Source organism: Rhodovulum tesquicola, from assembly GCF_024128855.1.
Lineage (GTDB): Bacteria > Pseudomonadota > Alphaproteobacteria > Rhodobacterales > Rhodobacteraceae > Rhodovulum > Rhodovulum tesquicola.
The window spans coordinates 1-21,161 of record NZ_JAMYDV010000023.1; the positions used below are offsets into that span (position 1 = coordinate 1).

The 21,161-nt window shown below is 67.7% G+C and carries 16 protein-coding genes and 1 tRNA gene; 6 read left to right on the forward strand and 11 right to left on the reverse strand.

Annotated elements, in window-relative coordinates; translation table 11 throughout:
• Nucleotides 1-253: 253 nt before the first annotated feature.
• The 5 genes from NHN26_RS14765 to pdxH form a co-directional block, all read right to left on the reverse strand.
• Nucleotides 254-3,910 carry a vitamin B12-dependent ribonucleotide reductase gene (locus tag NHN26_RS14765; RefSeq protein WP_253090135.1) on the reverse strand — a complete coding sequence of 1,219 codons (3,657 nt, stop codon included), beginning with the start codon at nt 3,908-3,910 and terminating at the stop codon, nt 254-256.
• A gap of 492 nt (nt 3,911-4,402) precedes the next feature.
• A tRNA-Pro gene (locus NHN26_RS14770) sits at nt 4,403-4,479 on the reverse strand.
• A gap of 42 nt (nt 4,480-4,521) precedes the next feature.
• Nucleotides 4,522-5,010 (reverse strand): DUF192 domain-containing protein, encoded by a 489-nt coding sequence (locus NHN26_RS14775; RefSeq protein ID WP_253090136.1) that lies wholly within the window; start codon nt 5,008-5,010, stop codon nt 4,522-4,524.
• A complete protein-coding gene (locus tag NHN26_RS14780; RefSeq protein ID WP_253090137.1) occupies nt 4,974-5,516 on the reverse strand; it encodes a cold-shock protein in 543 nt (180 codons plus the stop codon). The genes NHN26_RS14775 and NHN26_RS14780 overlap by 37 nt, the downstream gene beginning before the upstream one ends.
• Before the next feature lie 119 nt (nt 5,517-5,635).
• Nucleotides 5,636-6,241, reverse strand: coding sequence for a pyridoxamine 5'-phosphate oxidase (gene pdxH / locus NHN26_RS14785; RefSeq protein WP_253090138.1), 606 nt, complete (start codon nt 6,239-6,241; stop codon nt 5,636-5,638).
• A 100-nt stretch (nt 6,242-6,341) separates the two neighbouring features.
• On the opposite strand from pdxH, the gene fabI reads away from it, so the two are divergent.
• The 5 genes from fabI (at nt 6,342) to trpE (ending at nt 12,306) form a co-directional block, all read left to right on the forward strand.
• Nucleotides 6,342-7,160 carry an enoyl-ACP reductase FabI gene (gene fabI, locus NHN26_RS14790; protein WP_253090139.1) on the forward strand — a complete coding sequence of 273 codons (819 nt, stop codon included), beginning with the start codon at nt 6,342-6,344 and terminating at the stop codon, nt 7,158-7,160.
• A gap of 22 nt (nt 7,161-7,182) precedes the next feature.
• Nucleotides 7,183-7,689, forward strand: coding sequence for a xanthine phosphoribosyltransferase (gpt, locus tag NHN26_RS14795; RefSeq protein ID WP_253090140.1), 507 nt, complete (start codon nt 7,183-7,185; stop codon nt 7,687-7,689).
• Between the two features lie 3 nt (nt 7,690-7,692).
• Nucleotides 7,693-8,871: an aminotransferase gene (locus tag NHN26_RS14800; RefSeq protein WP_253090141.1), complete on the forward strand. Its 1,179-nt coding sequence runs from the start codon at nt 7,693-7,695 to the stop codon at nt 8,869-8,871.
• Between the two features lie 68 nt (nt 8,872-8,939).
• Nucleotides 8,940-10,787: a peptidylprolyl isomerase gene (locus tag NHN26_RS14805; RefSeq protein WP_253090142.1), complete on the forward strand. Its 1,848-nt coding sequence runs from the start codon at nt 8,940-8,942 to the stop codon at nt 10,785-10,787.
• A gap of 4 nt (nt 10,788-10,791) precedes the next feature.
• Nucleotides 10,792-12,306, forward strand: coding sequence for an anthranilate synthase component I (gene trpE / locus NHN26_RS14810; protein ID WP_253090143.1), 1,515 nt, complete (start codon nt 10,792-10,794; stop codon nt 12,304-12,306).
• Nucleotides 12,307-12,323: 17 nt separating this feature from the next.
• On the opposite strand, the gene NHN26_RS14815 is transcribed toward trpE, so the two are convergent.
• The 5 genes from NHN26_RS14815 to pufB all read right to left on the reverse strand — a co-directional run bounded on the left by NHN26_RS14815 (nt 12,324) and on the right by pufB (nt 19,823).
• Nucleotides 12,324-16,028, reverse strand: coding sequence for a translocation/assembly module TamB domain-containing protein (locus NHN26_RS14815; RefSeq protein ID WP_253090144.1), 3,705 nt, complete (start codon nt 16,026-16,028; stop codon nt 12,324-12,326).
• Nucleotides 16,028-17,791 (reverse strand): autotransporter assembly complex protein TamA, encoded by a 1,764-nt coding sequence (locus tag NHN26_RS14820; RefSeq protein WP_354595942.1) that lies wholly within the window; start codon nt 17,789-17,791, stop codon nt 16,028-16,030. The genes NHN26_RS14815 and NHN26_RS14820 overlap by 1 nt, the downstream gene beginning before the upstream one ends.
• Before the next feature lie 108 nt (nt 17,792-17,899).
• Nucleotides 17,900-19,312 (reverse strand): PucC family protein, encoded by a 1,413-nt coding sequence (locus NHN26_RS14825; protein WP_253090146.1) that lies wholly within the window; start codon nt 19,310-19,312, stop codon nt 17,900-17,902.
• Between the two features lie 157 nt (nt 19,313-19,469).
• Nucleotides 19,470-19,652: a light-harvesting protein gene (locus NHN26_RS14830; RefSeq protein ID WP_132693876.1), complete on the reverse strand. Its 183-nt coding sequence runs from the start codon at nt 19,650-19,652 to the stop codon at nt 19,470-19,472.
• Nucleotides 19,653-19,667: 15 nt separating this feature from the next.
• Complete coding sequence (gene pufB, locus NHN26_RS14835) at nt 19,668-19,823, reverse strand: light-harvesting antenna LH1, beta subunit (protein WP_132693877.1); 156 nt, start codon at nt 19,821-19,823, stop codon at nt 19,668-19,670.
• A 389-nt stretch (nt 19,824-20,212) separates the two neighbouring features.
• Between pufB and NHN26_RS14840 the strand changes: the two genes are divergently transcribed.
• Nucleotides 20,213-20,539, forward strand: coding sequence for a hypothetical protein (locus NHN26_RS14840; protein ID WP_253090147.1), 327 nt, complete (start codon nt 20,213-20,215; stop codon nt 20,537-20,539).
• A 167-nt stretch (nt 20,540-20,706) separates the two neighbouring features.
• Here NHN26_RS14840 and ndk read toward each other — a convergent pair whose 3' ends face one another.
• Nucleotides 20,707-21,129, reverse strand: coding sequence for a nucleoside-diphosphate kinase (ndk, locus tag NHN26_RS14845; protein WP_132693879.1), 423 nt, complete (start codon nt 21,127-21,129; stop codon nt 20,707-20,709).
• Nucleotides 21,130-21,161 lie beyond the last annotated feature (32 nt).

Consider the following 21,161-nt stretch of genomic DNA (forward strand, 5'->3'; position numbering starts at 1 on the left):
TGGCTTCAAGCGCCACCTTCGCCTTGAAGTCCGCGCTGTAGTTCTTCCGTTTGCCAGCCACGCTGTTCGTCCTCGTCTTCCTCGGCGGCAAGCTTAGCAAACTGTCCAGTTTCTGGGGACCACCTCAAAGCCAAGAGCGTTCATCTGATCCTTTTCTGATTTATGCCCCGGAGAAATTTTGCCCCGAATGGGAGGATTTATCCCCCCATTCGGGAGAAACTATCCCCCAGGGACACTGCGCCCCCCCCTATACTCAACTGCATCCGCTCGTTGCCCCGCAGGTGTTGCATTTCAGGCAGGTGCCGTTGCGGACCAGCGTGTAGTTGCCGCATTCGCCGCAGGGATCGCCCTCGTAGCCCTGCATGCGCGCCTTGGCGCGGGGGTCGAGCGCGGCGACGGCCGTGGCGGTGCCGGTCTGGGGCGCGAACCCCCCAACCGCGGCCAGCGGGTCGGCGGCGTCGAACGCGCTGGCGGCGATCCCGCCCTGGAGCACGACCAGCTCCTGCGGCAGCCGCTTGCGCAGATAGCCGGTCGAACTGATCTGGCGCAGCACCTCCAGCGATTTCGAGGCCGCGCTTTCCGAAACGGGGGCCACGTTCGGCTTGCCCTCGGCATCGCCGCCGCCCAGATCGTCGAAGGCCGCGCCCGTGGGTTTCACATGTGCAAGGTCTGTCCGGTCGAGATAGCTGACCGCGAGTTCGCGGAAGATGTAGTCGAGGATCGAGGTCGCGTTCTTGATCGTCTCGTTGCCCTGCACGATGCCGGCCGGTTCGAACCGGGTGAAGGTGAAGGCCTCGACGAACTCTTCCAGCGGCACGCCGTATTGCAGGCCGACCGAGACCGCGATGGCGAAGTTGTTCATCATCGCCCGGAAGCCCGCGCCTTCCTTGTGCATGTCGATGAATATCTCGCCCAGACTGCCGTCCTCGTATTCGCCGGTGCGCAGATAGACCTTGTGGCCGCCGACGATGGCCTTCTGGGTATAGCCCTTGCGCCGTTCGGGCAGCTTTTCGCGGTTCGAGCGGACGATCTCCTTGACGATGACCTTCTCGACGATCTTCTCGGCGATGACCTGGGCCTTTTCCTGCGGCGTGCCGGTGGCGAGGATCTCCTCGGCCTCCTCGTCGTCCTCGACAAGGGAGGCGGCCAGCGGCTGGCTGAGCTTCGAGCCGTCGCGGTACAGCGCGTTGGCCTTCACCCCCAGCGACCACGACAGTTCATAGGCCGACAGGCAATCCTCGATGGTCGCGTCGTTGGGCATGTTGATCGTCTTCGAGATCGCGCCCGAGATGAAGCTTTGCGCCGCCGCCATCATGTAGATGTGGCTGTTGACCGACAGGAACCGACGCCCCTTCTTGCCGCAGGGATTGGCGCAGTCGAAGACGTGGTAATGCGCCGGGTCCAGATGCGGCGCGCCTTCCAGCGTCATGGTTCCGCAGACATGGTCGTTCGCGGCCTCGATCTCGGCCTTCGAGAAGCCCAGGTGGCGCAGCAGGTCGAAGGACGGATCGGTCAGCTTGGCCTCGGGGATGCCGAGCACGTCCTTGCAGAACGCCTCGCCCAGGGTCCACTGGTTGAAGACGAAGCGGATGTCGAAGGCCGACGGCAGCGCCGCCTCGATCTTGTCCAACTCCGCCCGGCCGAAGCCATGGCCGATCAGCGCGGTGTGGTTGATGCCCGGGCAGTTGCCCAGGCTGCCGTGGCCCACGGCGTAGGCGACGATCTCCTCGATCTGGGCCGGCCCGTACCCCAGCGTTTCCAGCGCCGCCGGAACCGAGTGGTTGATGATCTTGAAGTAGCCGCCGCCGGCGAGCTTCTTGAACTTCACCAGCGCGAAGTCGGGCTCGATCCCGGTGGTGTCGCAGTCCATCACCAGGCCGATCGTGCCGGTGGGCGCGATCACGCTGACCTGCGCGTTGCGGAAACCATGCTTTTCGCCCAGCGCCAGCGCCTCGTCCCAGGCGCCCATGGCGAGATCCACCAGCCGCCGGTCGGGGCAATGGGCATGGTCCAGCGGTACGGGGCGGACAGCGAGACCCTCGTAACCTTCGGTCGCGCCCTTGGCCGCGCGGCGGTGGTTGCGGATGACGCGCAGCATGTGCTCGGCGTTGCGGGCGTGGCCCGGGAACGGCCCCAGTTCGCCCGCGATCTCGGCCGAGGTGGCATAGGCGATGCCGGTCAGGATCGCGGTCAGCGCACCGCACAGCGCGCGGCCCTCGTCGCTGTCATAGCCCAGCCCCATGTTCATCAGGAGCCCGCCGATATTGGCATAGCCGAGGCCCAGCGTGCGGAAGTCGTAGCTGAGCTGCGCGATTTCCTTCGACGGAAACTGCGCCATCATCACGCTGATTTCCAGCGTCAGCGTCCAGAGCCGCGTGGCGTGGACATAATCCTCGGCCTGGAACGCGCCGTCGCGGTAGAAGGTCAGCAGGTTCATAGAGGCGAGGTTGCAGGCCGTGTCGTCGAGGAACATGTATTCCGAGCACGGGTTAGACGCCCGGATCGCACCATCGGCCGGGCAGGTGTGCCAGGCGTTGATCGTGTCGTGGAACTGGATTCCCGGATCGGCGCAGGACCAGGCCGCATGTCCGATCTGGTCCCACAGCTCGCGGGCCTTGACGGTCTTGGCGACCTTGCCGTCGGTGCGCCGGATCAGTTCCCAGTCGGCATTTTCCTTGACCGCGCGCAGGAAGGCGTCGGTGACGCGGACCGAGTTGTTCGAGTTCTGGCCCGACACGGTCGCATAGGCCTCGCTGTCCCAGTCGGTGTCGTAGGTCGGGAACTCGATCGATGAATAGCCCTGCCGGGCATAATCGAGCACGCGCTTGACATAGGCCTCGGGGATCAGCGCCTTTTTTGCGGCGCGGATCGCGGCCTTGAGCCCGTCGTTCACGGCGGGGTCATAGGCGTCGGTCTCCTTGCCGTCCCAGGCGCGGATCGCGGCGAAGATCGCGTTCAGGTGCTTTTCGTGGATCTTGGAGCCGGCAACGAGGCTTGCTACCTTCTGTTCCTCGATAACCTTCCAGTTGATGAACTGCTCGATGTCGGGGTGATCCATGTCGCAGATCACCATCTTGGCCGCGCGCCGGGTGGTGCCGCCCGACTTGATCGCGCCCGCCGCCCGGTCGCCGATGCGCAGGAAGCCCATCAGCCCCGACGACTTGCCGCCGCCCGACAGCTTTTCGCCCTCGGCGCGCAGGCTGGAAAAGTTGGTGCCCGTGCCCGAGCCATACTTGAACAGCCGCGCCTCGCGGACCCACAGGTCCATGATGCCGCCCTCGTTCACCAGGTCGTCCTTGATCGACTGGATGAAGCAGGCGTGCGGCTGGGGGTGCTCATAGGCCGATGTCGACCGGGTCAGCTTGCCGGTCTTCCAGTCGACGTAGAAATGCCCCTGCCCCGGACCGTCGATTCCATAGGCCCAGTGCAGCCCTGTGTTGAACCACTGGGGCGAGTTCGGCGCGGCCATCTGCGCGGCCAGCATGTAGCGCATGTCATCGTAATAGGCACGGGCATCCGCCTCGGTGGTGAAATAGCCGCCCTTCCAGCCCCAATAGGCCCAGGCGCCCGCCATCCGGTCGAAGACCTGCTTGGCCGAGGTTTCGCCGCCATAACGCTGATCCTCGGGCAATTCGGCCAGCGCCGCCTCGTCGGGCACCGAGCGCCAGAGGAATTCGGGCACGTCCTTTTCACGCACGCGCTTGAGCCGCGCGGGAACGCCCGCCTTGCGGAAATATTTCTGCGCGATCACGTCCGAGGCGACCTGGCTCCAGCCCGCGGGCACCTCGACGGCATCCAGTCGGAAAACCACCGTGCCGTCGGGATTGCGGATCTCCGAGGTCGTGGTGGCGAACTCGATCGCGCCATAGGCGGCGCTTTCCTCGGTGGTGAATCTGCGTTCGATCTTCATTCGTCTGCCCCGTCTGTCCTGTCCCGGGCTCGACCGCCTCAGCGGCGTCGCGACCCCGAATTCCATACCCTCGGACAACAACCCGTCCCCGGCCATTGGCCGCCGGTCTGCGTCCCCACGATGGGAGAGCACCATTTGCCTGCTGTCCTGCCCGGCCCACCCCACAACATCTTGTGTTCAGATGGCCGATTTACACAAGCTGACGTATCTCCCCCCCAGACGTCAACGCAATTTTCAAAGTTCTCTACAAGTTTTTGGGGTTGACCCGATGCCGCCCTTTCGACCGGACGATTCACGTTGCGCGGGCAGTCCGCGCCCCGCTGCGCAGCCTTGGGCAGAAAACCTTGGGCAAAGAGGGAGTTACACGCTCAGGTTGAGTCGCATGGCCGCTGAATGAAGCGGGGCCGGTAAGAGAAATTAACGCAGGCTCAAAGGGTTAATTTATCCGGCACCAACAGAATCAGGGATCGCAAGGGTGTCTGATCAGGGAACTGGTCGGGGCGGCGGGATTCGAACCCACGGCCTTCGGTACCCAAAACCGACGCGCTACCAGGCTGCGCTACGCCCCGTGGCCGCCTCCATAGCGCCCGGCGCGGCCCAAGGGAAGCGATTTAGGGACAGGGCCAGGCCGCGCCCGGGCCAAATGCGGGATGTCGCAGTTCGCTGCCCGGACCGATCCCCAACCGCCCGGCAAGCCCGCCGTTGATTTCCAGCACGGCCAGAACCCCCTCGCCCCCGTCGATCGGCGTGCGGTCCAGCGGTCGGGCGTTCAGGTGAACTTTCAGCACCAGCCCCTCGGGGCCGACGAAGATCATGTCGAGCGGGATAAGGGTGTTCTCCATCCAGAAGGCCACATGCTGCGGGCGGTCATAAACGAACAGCATCCCCGCCGAGGCGGGCAGCGTCTCGCGATGCATCAGACCGCGCGCCCGCTCGGCATCGTCGTCTGCGATCTCGACGGAAAACCGCGCGGTTCCCCATTCGCCGCGCAGATCCACATGGCTCTCATCGCATTGCGCAGCCGCCAGACCGGCCGCGCCCCACACCAGAAGAAATGCAGGGATCAGCCCTGCGAACCGCCCGAAACCGCGCTTTCCCATGGCCCCACCATCACCGCCAGTTGTCCGCGCTGGCCTTCGGTCACGCGGATCGCGATCGCCTCGCCCGGTTGCAGGTCGGCCAACCCCGACCGCCGCAAGACCTCGATATGGACGAACACGTCCTGCTGGCGGCCGAACACATTGGCAAAGCCGAAGCCCTTGGACTTGTCGAACCACTTCACCCGGGCGGGTTCAAGCGGCAGCGCCGCCAGTTCCGCGGCATCGAGCCTAAGCGCGTCCTCAAGGACCGGACTGTCGCCGGGCGCGGGCGGGTCGATGCGCAGGACCTCGGTCGCCTGCAACCCGCGCGCCGTCTCCTGGACCAGGAGTTCGACGCCGGAGCCGTCGGAAACAGAGCTTTGCCCGAAATTGCGCAGGACATTGGCGTGAAGCAGGATGTCCGGCCCGCCGGACTCGGACACGACGAACCCGAAGCCCTTGGTCGGATCGAACCATTTCACTTGCCCCTCGACGCGCCGGGGTGGCGTCTCGTTGTCCCTGGTCATGTTCCCCTAACCGGATGCACCGATCCCCTCCCCGGCACTTCCATTTCACAGACCCTGACCGCGATGCAAGCCGATTCCGGGGTCTCACACAGCCCGCCGCCATTCACGAAGCGCGAATGTCAGGGGTAGAGCCGGACGACCTCCCATGCACCGTCCACGTTGTCGCGCCGCCAGCGGAACCGGTCGTGAAGACGGAAGGCGCCGTCCGCCCAGAACTCGATTTCCAGCGGCCGCAGACGGACACCGCCCCAGAAAGGCGGCCGGTCCGGCGACACGCCCTTCTGCGCAGTTACCAGCGCCACCTCGGCCATCAGGCTGCGCCGTGACTCCAGCGGTCGCGACTGGCGGGAGGCCCAGGCACCAAGCCGACTCTGCAGGGCTCGCGATGCAAAATAGGCATCCGCCTTCACGCCGTCCTCCCGTTCCGTGACGCCCCGCACCCGCACCTGTCGTCTGAGCGTCTTCCAGTGTAGCACGAATGCAGCCTTCCCGGTTGCGGAAATCTCGGCCCCCTTCGCGCTGTCGTAATTGGTGTAGAAGACGAAGGCATCCGCCTCGATTTCACGCAGCAGCACCATGCGTACATTGGGCAAACCCTCGGGATCGACGGTCGCCAGCGCGATGGCGTCGGGGTCGTTGGGCTCGGTCCGGGTCGCCTCGGCCAGCCACGCGCGCGTTATCGCGAACGGATCGTCCCCGGCGAATATTCCCTGCCTGTCGGTCATTTGGTCTGCGCTCCTGCCCCCGGGTCCGGCGGTCTTGATAGGTCCGGGCAATTGCCCTACACCCGCGTCAACTTCTTGCAAGGTGGACGAGGGACGCCGGATGTCAACGAAACTCTTGGAAGGCAAGCGCGGCCTTATCATGGGGCTTGCCAATGACAAATCCATCGCCTGGGGCATCGCGCAGCATTGCGCCGCCAACGGTGCGGAACTGGCGTTCTCCTATCAGGGCGAAGCGCTCAAGAAGCGCGTCGAACCGTTGGCGGCGAGCCTAGGCAGCGACATCGTGCTGGAATGCGACGTCGCCGAAGAGGCATCGCTGGACGCCCTGTTCGACGGGCTGGCGAAACGCTGGGACCGGCTGGATTTCATCGTCCACGCCATCGGCTTTTCAGACAAGGAACAGCTGCGCGGCCGCTATGTCGACACCACGCGCGACAATTTCGCGATGACGATGGACATCTCGGTGTTCTCCTTCACCGCGGTCGTGCAACGCGCCGCGCGGATGATGACCGAGGGCGGCGCGGCGCTGACGCTGACCTATTACGGCGCGGAACGGGTGATGCCGCATTACAACGTGATGGGCGTGGCCAAGGCCGCGCTGGAGGCATCGGTGCGCTATCTGGCCGAGGATCTGGGCAAGGACGGCATCCGCGTTAACGCGATCAGCGCCGGGCCGATCAAGACGCTGGCGGCCTCGGGTATCGGGGATTTCCGCTACATCATGAAGTGGAACGAACTGAACTCGCCCTTGCGGCGCAATGTCAGCCAGGACGAGGTGGGCAAATCGGCGCTGTACTTGCTGTCCGATCTGGGCAGCGGCGTGACCGGCGAGGTGCACCATGTCGATGCGGGCTATCACGTCGTGGGCATGAAGGCCGTGGACGCACCCGATATCGACGCGGTCACCGGGCGCAAGTGACGCCAGCCAGAGAGGAACGCCCATGTCGCCATCCGACCGCCTGCCCCACGAGAAGGGCTTTCACGTCAGCTGGGACCAGATCCATCGCGACTCGCGCGCGCTTGCCTGGCGGCTGGACGGGCACGGGCCCGATGCCGGTGCCTGGCGGGCGGTGGTGGCGATCACGCGGGGCGGCATGGCGCCCGCGATGATCGTGGCGCGAGAGCTGGATATCCGGATCGTCGACACGATCAGCGTGAAATCCTACAACCACCAGACCCAGACCGCACCGCGCGTCATCAAGACCCCCGACATGGACGTGATTGGCGACGGTACTGGCGTTCTGGTTGTCGACGATCTCGTCGATACCGGCCGCACGCTGGAGGTCGTGCGCCAGTTGATGCCCAAGGCGCATGTGGCGACCGTCTATGCCAAGCCCATGGGCAAACCGATGGTCGACACCTTTATCACCGAGGTCAGTCAGGACACCTGGATCTTCTTCCCCTGGGACATGGCGCTGCAATATGTGGAACCCTACCGGGGCACCTGAGCCATGCCGCGCCCGCTGAACCCGCGCATGGCAGCCACCTTTGCGCCCCCGGTGATGGAGGCGCGGCGCTGGTTGCAGGGGGTCGCCTTTCCCGCCGGGCGACCGCTGATAAATGTCAGCCAGGCCGCCCCGATGGAGTCCCCGCCCGAGGCCCTGCGCCAGGCCATTGCCGAGGCCGCGCTGACCGATCCGGCGGCGCATCTTTACGGCCCCGTCCTTGGCCTGCCCGAGTTGCGCGAAGAGATCGCGGCGCAGTGGTCGGCCAGCTATGGCGGCCGGATCGGTGCGGAACAGGTGGCGATCACCCAGGGCTGCAACCAGGCGTTCTGCGCCGCGATGGCGACGCTTGCGGGTGACGGGGACGAGGTGATCCTGCCAACGCCGTGGTATTTCAACCACAAGATGTGGCTCGACATGGCCGGGATCCGCACCGTGCCGCTGCCCACCGGCGACAGCCTGATCCCCGAGGTGCAGCGCGCCGCGCAACTGATCACCGGGCGCACCCGCGCCATCGTGCTGGTCACGCCGAACAATCCGGCGGGTGTCGAATACCCGCGCGACCTGATCGCCGATTTCCTGGAGCTGTGCCGCCGACACGGCATCGCGCTGATCCTTGACGAGACCTATCGCGATTTCCATTCCGGCACCGGCGCGCCGCATGCGCTGTTCGCCGATCCCGACTGGGCCGACACGCTGATCCAGCTTTATTCCTTCTCCAAGGCGTATCGGCTGACAGGCCACCGCGTCGGCGCGATGGTGGCGCATGAGGACAGGCTGGCCGAGGTCGAGAAGTTCCTCGACACCGTGGCGATCTGTCCGAACCAGCTGGGCCAGCGCGCGGCACTCTGGGGGATGCGCAATCTCGGGCAATGGCTGGCGGGGGAACGGGCCGAGATCCTGGAACGACGCGCGGCGATCGAGGCAGGGTTTGCAGCGCTGGAAGGCTGGGCCCTGATGGGGGCCGGTGCCTATTTCGCCTATGCCGCCCATCCCTGGCCGGTGCCGTCTGACGACCTTGCCCGTCGGCTGGTGGCCGGGGCGGGCGTTCTTCTGCTGCCCGGCACGATGTTTCAGCCCGACACCGATACGGGCGCGCGCCAGCAGGTGCGGATCGCCTTCGCAAATATCGACCTGCAGGGCATCGGGCGGCTCTTCGAGCGGCTCTCGGCCTTCCGCCCCTGACGCTTGCGGGGATGGCCGCAAACCCCTACACAGCGTCGGAACCGCGCAAGTTCAGGGAGGCGAGCCCCATGTCCAAATCCGTCGGAAAACAGGCATCCCGGGCCGCTGTCTGGGTCCTGATGGGGCTCCTGATCCTTGGGCTGGGCGGCTTCGGCATCTCGAATTTCGGCGGCTCGATCGACTCCATCGGCGAAGTCGGCGATGAGAAGATCGCCGTGGACTCCTATGCCCGTGCGCTTCGGCGTGAGTTGAACGCACAGCAGGCGGAAACGGGACGGGTCGTCACCTTCGCCGAGGCCGAGGCGGGCGGGCTGGTCGAACAGGTGCGCGCGCGCCTGATCGGCGATGCCGCGCTGGACGACGAGACGCGCCGGATCGGCATTTCGATCGGCGACGAGCGCATTGCCCGGGAAATCCTCGAGGTGCCCGCCTTTCAGGGCACGGATGGCCAGTTCAACCGCGAGAATTATCGCTTCGTGTTGCAGCAGAACGGGCTTACCGTCGCCCAGTTCGAGGAGCAGATCCGCAAGGACACCGCGCGCTCGCTGTTGCAGGCGGGCGTGATGGCGGGGCTTGGGGGACCCGACACCTATGCCGACACGCTTTACAATTTCATCGCCGAACGGCGCAGCGCCAGCCTGATCCGGCTGGACGCCGCCGCGCTGGACGCCCCCCTGCCCGACCCGACCGAGGCCGAGATCGCCGCCTACTACAATGCGAACCCCGCCGCCTACACGGCGCCGCGCACCCGCCAGATCAGCTATGCTTGGCTGACGCCCGAGATGATGCTGGACCGGATCGAACCTGACGAGGCGCTGATGCGCGAGCTTTACGAAGACCGCATCGACGAGTTGGTGCAGCCCGAGCGCCGTCTGGTCGAGCGGCTGGTCTTCCCCTCCGAGGACGAAGCCGCCGCAGCCATGGTCGCGATCGAGGCGGGGGAAACCACGTTCGATGCGGCGGTCGAGGCGCGCGGGCTGCGACTGTCGGATGTCGATCTGGGCGACGTGACCCAGCTTGGCATCGGCGGCGCAGCGGGCGCGGCAGTCTTCGCGCTGGACGGCCCCGGCGTGACCGGACCGCACATGTCCGACCTTGGCCCCGCGATCTTTCGCGTGAACGGCATCCTCGCCGCGCGCGAGACCAGCTTCGAAGACGCCCGCGAGGGACTTGTCGACGAGGCCATCCGCGACCGCGCCGCCCGGATGATCGGCGATCTGGTCAGCGATTACGACGACCGTCTGGCCGCCGGAGCGACGCTGGAGGATTTGGCCGCCGAGACCGAGATGGAGCTTGGCAGGATCGACTTCACCGGCGAGCCCGCGGACGGCATCGCGGCCTATGAATCCTTCCGGCTGGCCGCCGCCGATCTGGCCGAAGGCGATTTCCCCGAGCTTCTTGAACTTGAGGATGGCGGCATCTTTGCGCTGCGGCTCGATGCCGATCTGCCACCCGCGCTGCGCCCGCTGGACGAGGTCCGCGCCGAGGTCGCCGCCGACTGGCGCGCGGCCGAGACGCGCGCGCGTCTTGGCCAGCAGGCCGCCGCGCTTGCCGGCCGTGTCGCGGCGGGCGAAGCGTTCGACGCGCTGGGCCATCCGGTGGAGACCGAGGCGGCGCTGTCGCGGGGCGGGCTGACGCCCCCGGCACTGGGCGATGCGCTGTTCGCCATGGCGACGCCCGGGGACACTCGCATCGTCACGGCGGGCGAAGCGGCCTGGCTGGTCCGGCTCGACGCGATCCTGCCGCCCGATCCCGAGGACCCGGCCGCGGGCTTCCTGCGCGACACCATCGCCGCGCAGGCCGGTCAGGGCATGGCGCAGGACCTGTATGGCTATTTCGCGCAGGAACTGGTGAACGCCGCTGGCCTGTCGCTTGACCAGTCGGCGCTGAACGCCGTTCATGCCCAGTTCCGGTAGGCCCATGGCAAAGATCATCCCCGATTTCGCGGCCTTCGAGGCCGCCTATGAGGCCGGAAATGCGCAACTGGTCCATGCAAGACTGGCCGCCGATCTGGACACGCCGGTTTCGCTGATGCTGAAACTTGCAGGCGCACGGACCGACAGCTTCATGCTTGAATCGGTCACCGGCGGCGAGGTGCGCGGGCGCTATTCGGTCGTGGGCCTGAAGCCCGACCTGATCTGGGAATGCCGGGGCGAAACCAGCCGCGTGAACCGACATGCCCGCTTCGACGCCGACGCGTGGGAGGCCATGTCGGGCAGCCCGCTCGACACCCTGCGCGCGGTTCTGGCCGAAAGCGCGATCGACATTCCCGACGATCTGCCGCCCATCGCGGCGGGGCTGTTCGGCTATCTGGGCTATGACATGATCCGGCTGGTCGAACGGCTGCCGAACGTCAATCCCGATCCCCTCGGCCTGCCCGATGCGGTGATGCTGCGCCCGTCCGTCGTTGCCGTGCTTGACGGGGTCAAGGGCGAGGTGACGGTGGTCTCGCCCGCGCGGCCCGAACCGGGGCTTTCGGCGCGCGCGGCCTATGCCCAGGCCGCCGAGCGGGTGATGGACGCGCTGCGCGACCTCGACCGTGCCGTGCCCGCCGAGACCCGCGATTTCGGCGAGGCGCGCGAGGTGGGCGAGCCGGTCTCGAACTTCACCAAGGCGGGCTACATGGCCGCCGTGGAAAAGGCCAAGGAATATATCCGCGCGGGCGACATCTTTCAGGTCGTGCCCGCCCAGCGCTGGACGCAGGATTTCCCGCTGCCGCCCTTTGCGCTTTATCGCTCGCTCCGGCGCACGAACCCCTCGCCCTTCATGTTCTTCTTCAATTTCGGCGGTTTCCAGGTGATCGGCGCCAGCCCCGAAATCCTCGTGCGGCTGCGCGCCGGGCAGGTGACGATCCGGCCCATCGCCGGAACCCGCCCCCGCGGCGCCACCCCCGAGGAAGACAAGGCTTTCGAGGCCGACCTCCTGGCCGACCAGAAGGAACTGGCCGAACATCTGATGCTGCTCGATCTGGGCCGCAACGATGTGGGGCGCGTGGCCAGGATCGGCACCGTGCGACCGACCGAGGAATTCGTGATCGAGCGCTATTCCCACGTCATGCACATCGTCTCGAACGTGGTGGGCGAGATCCGCGAAGGCGAGGATGCGTTGTCGGCGCTTCTGGCCGGGCTGCCAGCGGGCACGGTGTCCGGCGCGCCCAAGGTCCGCGCGATGGAGATCATCGACGAGTTGGAGCCCGAAAAGCGCGGCGTCTATGGCGGGGGCGTCGGCTATTTCTCGGCCGGTGGCGAAATGGACATGTGCATCGCGCTGCGCACCGCCGTCGTCAAGGATGACAAGCTTTATATCCAGGCGGGCGGCGGCGTGGTCTATGACAGCGACCCCGAAGCCGAGTGGCAGGAGACGGTGAACAAGGCCCGCGCGCTGCGCACCGCCGCCGCCGAAGCCGCGCGCTTCGTGCGGCGCGGAAACGGCTGAGGCGCTGCGCCGTCAGGTCAGTAATCGCGCTCGTAGAAGACCCCGATGCCTGTATCGCCTTCGGCCCCCAGCCGCCCGCGCACCGTGACCTGGGGCGAAAGATCGAAGTTCAGCTCGATTCGGGTCTGGCCCGCGCCATCGACCGTGACCTCGGAGTAAAGATCCTCCGACAGATACTTGCCCACGCTGACCTCGGTTTCGCCATCGGCGGTCTGGCGCAGGTCCAGATCGTCCAGTCCGGTGCCCTCGCGGATCCGGCCCAGCAGTCCGCCGCCATTTCCGCCCGCCAGCCCCGCGACCGCAGTGGCGAGTTGCACCGCCTGGAAGGCCGAAAGCTGCTCGATGCCGCGCCCGAACAGAAGCCGCGCCAGCACCTCGTCCTCGGGCAAGTCGGGATCCGACAGGAAGCGGATTTCCGGCGCGCTGGCCCGGCCCTCAAGCTGGATCCGCGCGGTGATGTCGCCGGTCTGCGTCGCGGCCACGAAACGCAGATAGGGGTCGAGCGCGCCCTGCAAAGAGACCTGCCCCTCGGTCAGGTCGAAACGCCGCGACAGGATGTCTAGCCGCCCACGGATAAGGTCGAACCGGCCATCGGGGATCAAGTCGGCCGTGGTGCCGCGCAGCCGCAGCGTGCCGCCCACCTCGGCATCGAGCCCGCGACCTCGCACGAATACCTGCCCCGGCGCACGGATCGTCAGATCCAGCGGATAGGGCCGCCCGCCCCCGTCCCGAGCTGCCCCGCCCAGCAACCCGGCACGCGCGCGAGTGGCGCGCGAGGCCGCGCTTTCGCCGATGTGGACGACGTCAGGTATCGGACCACTCGCGGTGGCCCCGCCGGAGGGCACCGCGATCTCGGTGCGGCCAAGGTCGATCCGGCCCGCGATCACCGCCCCGCCCGCCAGCGCCCCGCGCATGGTCAGCTGCCCATCGAGCCGGGTTTCGAACAGCGGTTCGTCGCGCAGCGGCGCACGGTCGAGCGCGATCGCCAGATCGCCATCGAAAGGGGCGGCCAGCGTCACCGGCCCGGTCACGCTGACCCTGCCGCTACCATCCAGCGCCCCGGCAAGGTCGATCTGCGCGCGCCTGTCCGACAGCGTTACCGACCCGGCGATCCCGGTCACGGCCAGACCCTGTGCGGGCAGCGCAAGCCGCGCACCCTCGGTCACCGCGCGGCCCGATAGCGAGGACAGCGCCAGCGGCCCGCGCAGCGCAAGATCATAGCGCGCCTGCCCGTCCAGGCTGCGCGGCGCGATGAAGCCGTTGGCCAGCGCAAGCGGCGCCGTGCCCGATGCGGTCAGATCGGCCCGCGCGCCGTCCAGCGCCAGCGACCCCGCCAACCGCGCGGTTGTGCCCCCCGGCCCCGTCGCGTCAAGCGCAAGCCGGACATCGCCATTGCCGGGCTGCGCCCGGCCCGTGACCGTCAGCGGGCCGGGAAAGCCGGGGGCCAGCAGCGCAAGATCGGACAACCGCCCCGACAGGTTCAGCGCGCCGCCCCCGGCTTCGGTCGCGCTCAGGCGCAGGACCGGCGAGGACAGCTCCAGCGCCTCGATCATCGGCGCCCCGTCGCGGCGCGCGCCGCGGGCCGATATCCGGCTTTCGCCGCCGATCAGCCGGTCGATGCTGCCCAGCCCCAGCGCCAGCCCCTGCCCGCGCGCGTCAAGCTCGGCGCTCAGATCGCCGCGAAGCGCACCCATCCCGGTCAGAGTGGCATCAAGCGACCCGCGCAACGGCCGCCCGGCAAGCCCCGAGAAGGGTGCAAGATCGCGCGCGGCAAGCGTGACGCGCCCCTCGGCGGGCAGCGCCGGATCGTCGGGGCTGACCGCACCCGTGGCCGTCAGCCGCGCGCCCGCGCCCGTCGCCTCAAGCCGGTCGATGCGGATGCGGCCGCCCTCCTCCCAGCCAAGGCCCGCCTCGATGCTGCCCGGCCCGGACAGCCGTCCATCGACCCGCGCCAGATCACGGACCTCGCCCGACAGACGCAGACCCGCCGCGGCGGTGGACAACTCACCCTCGGCCGTCAGGCGCAGCGCGGACGTTTCGATGGCCAGCGCGCGCAGCGCGGTCCCCGCAGGCCCCCGCGCGGCCGCAAGCGACAGCCTGCCCACCCCGGCCAGCAGCGGATCGAGTCGCGGCGTCCCGGTCGCCAGATCGCGCGTGTCGGCGGCCAGCGTCAGGTCAAAGACCCCGTCAAGCAGGCCATAGCGCCCCTGAATCCGCGCCTCGGCCGCGCCGCCCAGCGCAGCACCTGCAAGCGGCGCGATCCGGGCAAGATCGTCCAGCGCCAGTTCGGCCCGTCCGTCCAGCGGCAGGCCCGCGCTCAGCGCGCCAAGCGTGCCGCTGGCCGTGGCGCGCAGCCCGCCCGCGTCCAGCCGAAGGGCATCCAGCCGCAGATCCGCCCCTTCGGCATGGACGATCCGCGCTGTGCCGCGCAGCGCATCACCCAGCGCCCGGGCAAGGGCGGGATCGTCATGGGCAAGCCCGGTTGCAGAAAAGATCAGATCGGCTGTCAGGGCCGTGGGGCTGACGGGCCGGATCGTGCCGCTGCCCGCAATCCCGGCCTGGCCAAGCGCCAGCCCCTCGCGCGCAAGCCCGTCCAGCACCGCCTCGGCCTGCCATTCCTCGCCACGCGCGGCATCGAAACGGGCGGTCAGCCGCGCGCCATCGACGCGAGTTTCCGGCCCCGCAAGCGGCAGCGCGACGGGGCCTGTCAGCGTGCCGTCCAGCGCCAGCCGCTCGGGCAGGCCCGACGGGGCCAGCGTCAGGCTGCCGCCCAGCGTCAGCGCGCCGGTTTCCAGATCGAGTCGCGAGAGTTCGGTGCCGCCATCGGCCCGCCTTGTGCCCGCAAGCTGCACGCGCGCCGTATCGCCAAAGAAGGGACGGGCCTGTTCGGCCACAAGCGGCGCGACATCGCCCGCGATGTCGAGCGCGAACCGCGCGATGCCGGGGCTATCCGCGAGCTCGTCCAGGGTGAAGCGGCCGGTCACGCGCTGCTCCCCGTCAGTCGCCAGCGCAAGATCGGCGCCGAAATCCGTCAGCGGCCCAGCCCCCGCCAGCGTCAGCGCAACCGGCGGGCCGCCCGGCAACCCCAGAAGGCCCGAGACCAGCCCGCCCGCCCCCTCGGTCAGCGCGATGTCGAGCGCAAGGTCGCGGCTGTCATTGGCATAGGAAGCCACCACCGCAAAGCGCCCCTCGGCATCGCTGCGCGTGGCGCTCAGATCGACCGCGCCCGCCCCGCCCGCCAGCCGCAGCGCGGCCGTGATCGCAAGCTCGGCCGACTGGCCCAGCACTGCCTCGCCCAGCGCCAGCCGGGGCGTCGCGACCTCGCCGATCTGGATCGCAACGGGCAGGTCCGGCAGCTGGAAGGGCTGCGCCTCGGCATCCTCGATCCGGGCGCCCTGATCGCCCACGGGGAGCCGGGTCAACTCGATCTCCTCGGCGCGCAGGCGGTTCACCTCGACCCGGCCGCGCAGGAGCGCAGCGCGTGACCAGTCAAGCTCGGCCCCGCGGATCGTCAGCCAGACCCCTTCGGAATCGGCGATGGTCAGCGTGTCAAGCGTGGCCTGCGACGAGAGCGCGCCGCGAAAGCCGGTGATGTCGATCTCGCGCCCGGCCGAGGACAGCCGGTCGGCCAGGAACCGTTCCAGCAGGCTGCGGTCATCCTCCTGCGCGGCCAGCGGCTGGGCGGCGGCGATCATCACGGCAAGGGCAAGCCGCACGCGCATCAGAAGGCCTGCCCGATGCCGATATAGATCTGCACGCCGTCCCCGGTATCCCCGCCCACGGGTGCGGCGATATCCACCCGGATCGGGCCGATGCCGGTATCATAGCGCAGCCCCAGACCGGCGCCGGAATGCCAGTCGCCCTCGCCAAGCCACGACTCCGCGCCGACGAATCCCGCATCGGCAAAGGCCACCAGACCGATATTGCCGCGCACCCCCACCCGCGCCTCGGCCGACAGCCCGACGAAGGACCGCCCGCCGATCCGCTCGCCGCCGGGCAAATCGACGGCCAGCGACTGGTAGGGCTGGCCCCGCACCGTGCCGCCGCCGCCCGAGAAGAACAGCAGCGCAGGCGGCACGCCCTCGGCCCCCGCGCCGAGGATCGAGCCGACCTGCAGCCGCCCCGCCAGCACCACCCTGTCGCCCATGCCGCGATAGAGCCGCGCATCGGCCGTCAGCCGCGCGCCGCTTTCGGCCTCGCCCCCCAGCGCGAGGAAGGGCATCACGCCAAGGCCCAGATAAGTCCCGCCCGTGGGGTTCAGCAGGTCGTCACGGTCGTCCCTTGTGGCCGAGACCGGCAGCATCGCATGGGTCATGCTGCGGCTTCCCAGATCGTCGCGCACATCGGAATAGCTGAACAACAGGGCCGCCTCGCCCGCCAGCCGTTTCGACAGCGTGCGCGTCAACCCGACACCGAACCGGGCGGTATTCTCACGGGAATCGGGTTCGTCCAGACGCTCGATGGCGGCCAGCGCGAAAAGGCCGGTATCAGGGCCGATGAAGGCGGGCCGATCGAATCGCAGGGCCAGCCGGTAATCCTCGCCGCCGCTTTCGGTCCCGCCGATCCCCGAGATCGCCGCGTCGAAGCGCAGCCGCTCGGCCCCGCCCATCAGGTTGCGATGCAGCCAGAAGGCCGAAAGCGCAACGCCTTCGAGAGAGGACAACTCGGCGCCGAACCCGAGCCGACGCGGCTTGTCGTCGGTGACATTGAGCGTGATGTCCATGCGCCTGTCCGGGCCCAGCGCCTCAGCCTCGGCCAGGCTGACCGAGCGGAAGGTGCCGGTGCGGCGCAGCCGGTCGGCGCTTCGCTCCAGCGCTTCGGGATCGAAGCGCTTGCCCGTGGGCAGCCCGGCAATGGCGCGCAACCGCCCGGGCCGGACCGCCGAGCGCCCAGAGATAACCAGATCGCCGAAGCGCACCACCGGACCGGGCACCAGCCCCAGCCGAGCATCAAGCGTGGCATCGGGATGGTGCGCGGTGATGCGCTGATCGTTCACGCGCGCCTTGGCATGGCCTGCCGCGCGCCAACCCGTGACGCCCGCCGTCGCGGCATCGCGGATCGCGGTGCTGCGCGCGCGCTTGCCGGGGGCGAAGCCCTCGGGCAATTCGGTGCCCGGGGCCAGTGGGGCGATCTGCGCCGTGGAAAAGGCGAAGGGGCGCCCGGTTTCGATGTCGATCTCGACGCGCGCAATGCGGTCGGGCAAGGCCAGCGGCGAGATTTCTGCCGCCTCGCGACCGTCCAACCGGATGCGGATGATCGGTGCGTAATAGCCGCGCGCGTAAAGCGCCCCGATGAGACGGGCGTAATCGGCCCGGGCCGCAGCAAGGATGTCCTGCGCGCTGGCATCCGGGCCTGCGGCGGCCTCCAGGCTGAGCGCAGAGGCTCTGAGCGCGTCACGCAACCCGTCCGATGCGCCGGGCGCGGACAGCCGCACCTCTGCCGCCGATGCGGGCGACCCCAAGAGCGCCAGCACCAAAAGCGCCACGAGAGATCCGGTTCGGTTCGATTCGGCCAAGACGAGCCCCCTGTCGCCGCCCATACTGGTCCAAGCGGCGCAGGGATTGAAGGCCGAAGCGCGGAAACGTGACCCGGTTCAGGTCGAACGGCGCTCGGCGCCGAAGACCTTTTGCGCGACAAGCGGATAGGCCACCACGACCGTCACCACCAGAAACAGCAACTCGGCCCCGTAGACGAAGAAATAGGGCGTGGCCGGGCCGAACAGCCCCGAGAAGGGCGACAGCAGGATCAGATCGCGCGCGATCCCGCCCAGCGCGATCGCCACGCCCGCCGAAGTGGCCTGCACCGCACCCCAGGCACCAAGCGCAAGGCCGACCTGTTCCTTCGGCGCGGCGCGCATCGTGGCGGTCAGGGTGCCGTGGCTGAACAGACCCGCGCCGAACCCCGCCATCCCCGTGCCTATGATGAAGATGACCGGGCTTTGCAGAGTGGCCGAGAAGGTGATCAGCGCAAAGGCCGGCACTCCGACCAGCGCCCCTGCCCCCGCCATCACCATCGGATCGGCACCACGGCTGAGCACGCGCGAGGCCAGCGCAAAGCCGATCAGCCCGCCCATCGCCAGCGTCGCCGTCAGCCGCGTGGTCGAGGCGACGGACATTCCCAGCACCTCGCCGCCATAAGGCTCCAGCAGCACCTCGGCCAGGCCGAAGCCCATCGTGCCCAGCCCGATGATCCACAACAACCGGCGCGGGTTGGCACCGCGCATGAACAGCCCCCAGGCATCCGAGAAACTGGGGTCCGGCTCGGGGTTGACGCGCTGGCGATGGGCGCGCTCGCGGTCGCGCGCCTCCATCTTCCAGATGGCCAGCACATTGAAGACCATCGTCATCACCGCCGCGCCCTGGATCACCTGGATCAGCTTGGGATGGCTGAAATCCTCCAGCAACCTGCCGAAGATAAGGGCGCTCGCGATCATGCCGACCAGCATCATCACATACATCAGCCCGACCACGTTGGGCTGATCCTCGCGGGGCGCCAGATCGGTGGCCAGCGCAAGCCCGACGGTCTGGACGATATGCACGCCCGCGCCCACCAGCAGGAAGGCGAGCGCCGCGCTGACAAGACCGACCCAAAGCGGCGCATCGGCCGCGAATTGCTGCTGCGACAGCACGATCAAGGCCAGCGGCATGATCGCGAAGCCGCCCCATGCCAGCAGCGTGCCCTTCCAGATATAAGGCACACGGCGCCATCCAAGGGCAGATTTGTGGGTGTCGGACTTGAACCCGATAAGCGCCCGGAATGGCGCGAACAACAGCGGCAACGCGATCATCACGCCTACGATGGTGGCGGGCACCTCAAGTTCGACGATCATCACACGGTTCAGTGTGCCGACCAGCAGCACCATGGCCATGCCGACCGAAACCTGGAACAGGGCAAGGCGCAACAGGCGCGACAGAGGAAGGTCGTCGCTGGCCGCCTCGGCAAAGGGCATCACACGCATGCCTGCGCTAGCGATGCCCTGGATCGCCATCCGGCTAAGTCGATTCATGCGGTCGCTCTCCGCACGGCGCGACGCGTCGCGGCCGTATTCCGATTGCCCGCGGGCGCGCGTTTCCATGTGTCAGGCCCCGACGGAAGGGCCGAGATGCGAAGGCCGAGGACTTATCCCCGGCCTTCGCCGTGTTCGTTACACGGATCGCAGGCCCTTAGGCCGCGTCGGCTTCCGTGGTGGTGACCACGGCGGCGTCTTGCTTGTAGTAGTCGGCGAAGAAGCCGGACTGCGTCACGAGGCCCAGGTGGACCAGGAACGAGCTGATGGCAACGGCGCTCAGGAAGAGCGGGATGCCGACGGTCGGCTTAACGACGAGCCAGAGTTTCGCGTTGTTCATGAGTTGGTACTCCTCTTAGCCGAGCCACGGCGTGCCGACGGCAGCCAGGAAGTGCGCGACGAGCGCGATGGCGCCGAACACGCGGGTGCCATCGATCACTTGCTTGTGGACTTCTTCGGCTTCGGCAAGCGTCAGGCCGGTCGGCCAGACTTTGTTGGGATCGTCAGTCATATTGTCGTCTCCCCAATATGGTTTCGACTGCGTTGGCGTGCAGAACCTGCACCTCTTCGACAACACCAGACCGGTCAACCGCTTCCACTTTCATGTCCGCGACGTTGCCGGTCCAGCCTCGTCACTTAGAAACGATGTCACAAGCGATTGACGTTGGCAATGTCAACGTAGGCTTACAGAGGCCCCGGATCGTGCGGCATATTGAGCAGCCCTGACAGCCTGTCGCAGGCGTCGCAGCCCCCCGGCCTGCGACCCTGCGGACCCTTGATCTTGGCGCCTGCGGATGGGGTAATCGGGGCGCCGAACCGCAACTGTCGTTCTTGTTGGACCGGAACCAAGCTTTCGCATCCGACGGCGACACAGACCCTGGAAAGAACTCTGGAGGAACGATGAACAGCTATCCCTGGGACGCCTGGATGCCGAAGCTCGCAGCCAACCAGCACATGACCGATGTCAAGATCGACCGCACCAAGAGCACGACGATGTTCTCGGACGCGCTGGGCTTCGCTCTGCTGTCGGACAAGAAACCGAACATCGAGCTGAAGACGTCGAACCCGACGCCGCTGTCCAGCAAGATGGGCTGGGATCTTCTGGGCGGTAAGGGCGAAGGCAATGTCGAACTGACCACCAGCGAGCCCTACCCGCTGTCCGCGCGCATGGGCTGGAAGCTGCTGTCCGAGCGCAAGTACTACGCCATCGCCGCGCACCAGCAATAAGCCTGAACGACACCCCGACGCCCGCGCTGACCCAAGGTCCTGCGCGGGCGTCTTGCGTGTGCCCCCCGGACAAGCCGCCAGAACCGGGGATCGACCATGAGAAAGGGCCGGCCCAGGCGGACCGGCCCTTCAAATTTTCAGGCCTGTTTCCGAAGGCGGCCGCGCCCTCAGCCGACCAGTTCGAGACCCGAGAAGAAATAGGCGATCTCGACCGCTGCGGTATCCTCGCCATCCGAGCCATGGACCGAGTTCTCGCCGATGGACAGCGCGAATTCCTTGCGGATCGTGCCCTCGGCCGCCTCGGCGGGGTTGGTCGCGCCCATCACTTCGCGATTCTTCGCAACCGCGTTCTCGCCTTCCAGCACCTGCACGACGATCGGCTCGGAGGCCATGAACTCGCACAGTTCGTCATAGAAGGGACGTTCCTTGTGGACGGCATAGAAGACGCCGGCCTGCGCCTTGGTCAGGTGGATGCGCTTCTGCGCGACGATGCGCAGGCCCGCGGCTTCGAGTTTGGCGTTGATCGCGCCGGTCAGGTTGCGACGCGTCGCGTCGGGCTTGATGATCGAAAAGGTGCGCTGGATCGCCATGTCGGATGTCCTTGTGTGCTGCGGCACCCCCG

Bases quoted from the DNA above. Each gene is read 5' to 3' on its own strand.
- NHN26_RS14830 (WP_132693876.1), bottom strand. From the start codon at position 19,652: ATGAACAACGCGAAACTCTGGCTCGTCGTTAAGCCGACCGTCGGCATC.
- NHN26_RS14765 (WP_253090135.1), bottom strand. From the start codon at position 3,910: ATGAAGATCGAACGCAGATTCACCACCGAGGAAAGCGCCGCCTATGGC.
- NHN26_RS14815 (WP_253090144.1), bottom strand. From the start codon at position 16,028: ATGCGCGTGCGGCTTGCCCTTGCCGTGATGATCGCCGCCGCCCAGCCG.
- pufB (WP_132693877.1), bottom strand. From the start codon at position 19,823: ATGACTGACGATCCCAACAAAGTCTGGCCGACCGGCCTGACGCTTGCC.
- NHN26_RS14840 (WP_253090147.1), top strand. From the start codon at position 20,213: ATGAACAGCTATCCCTGGGACGCCTGGATGCCGAAGCTCGCAGCCAAC.
- NHN26_RS14780 (WP_253090137.1), bottom strand. From the start codon at position 5,516: ATGACCAGGGACAACGAGACGCCACCCCGGCGCGTCGAGGGGCAAGTG.
- ndk (WP_132693879.1), bottom strand. From the start codon at position 21,129: ATGGCGATCCAGCGCACCTTTTCGATCATCAAGCCCGACGCGACGCGT.
- gpt (WP_253090140.1), top strand. From the start codon at position 7,183: ATGTCGCCATCCGACCGCCTGCCCCACGAGAAGGGCTTTCACGTCAGC.
- fabI (WP_253090139.1), top strand. From the start codon at position 6,342: ATGTCAACGAAACTCTTGGAAGGCAAGCGCGGCCTTATCATGGGGCTT.
- trpE (WP_253090143.1), top strand. From the start codon at position 10,792: ATGGCAAAGATCATCCCCGATTTCGCGGCCTTCGAGGCCGCCTATGAG.
- NHN26_RS14800 (WP_253090141.1), top strand. From the start codon at position 7,693: ATGCCGCGCCCGCTGAACCCGCGCATGGCAGCCACCTTTGCGCCCCCG.
- NHN26_RS14805 (WP_253090142.1), top strand. From the start codon at position 8,940: ATGTCCAAATCCGTCGGAAAACAGGCATCCCGGGCCGCTGTCTGGGTC.
- pdxH (WP_253090138.1), bottom strand. From the start codon at position 6,241: ATGACCGACAGGCAGGGAATATTCGCCGGGGACGATCCGTTCGCGATA.
- NHN26_RS14825 (WP_253090146.1), bottom strand. From the start codon at position 19,312: ATGAATCGACTTAGCCGGATGGCGATCCAGGGCATCGCTAGCGCAGGC.
- NHN26_RS14775 (WP_253090136.1), bottom strand. From the start codon at position 5,010: ATGGGAAAGCGCGGTTTCGGGCGGTTCGCAGGGCTGATCCCTGCATTT.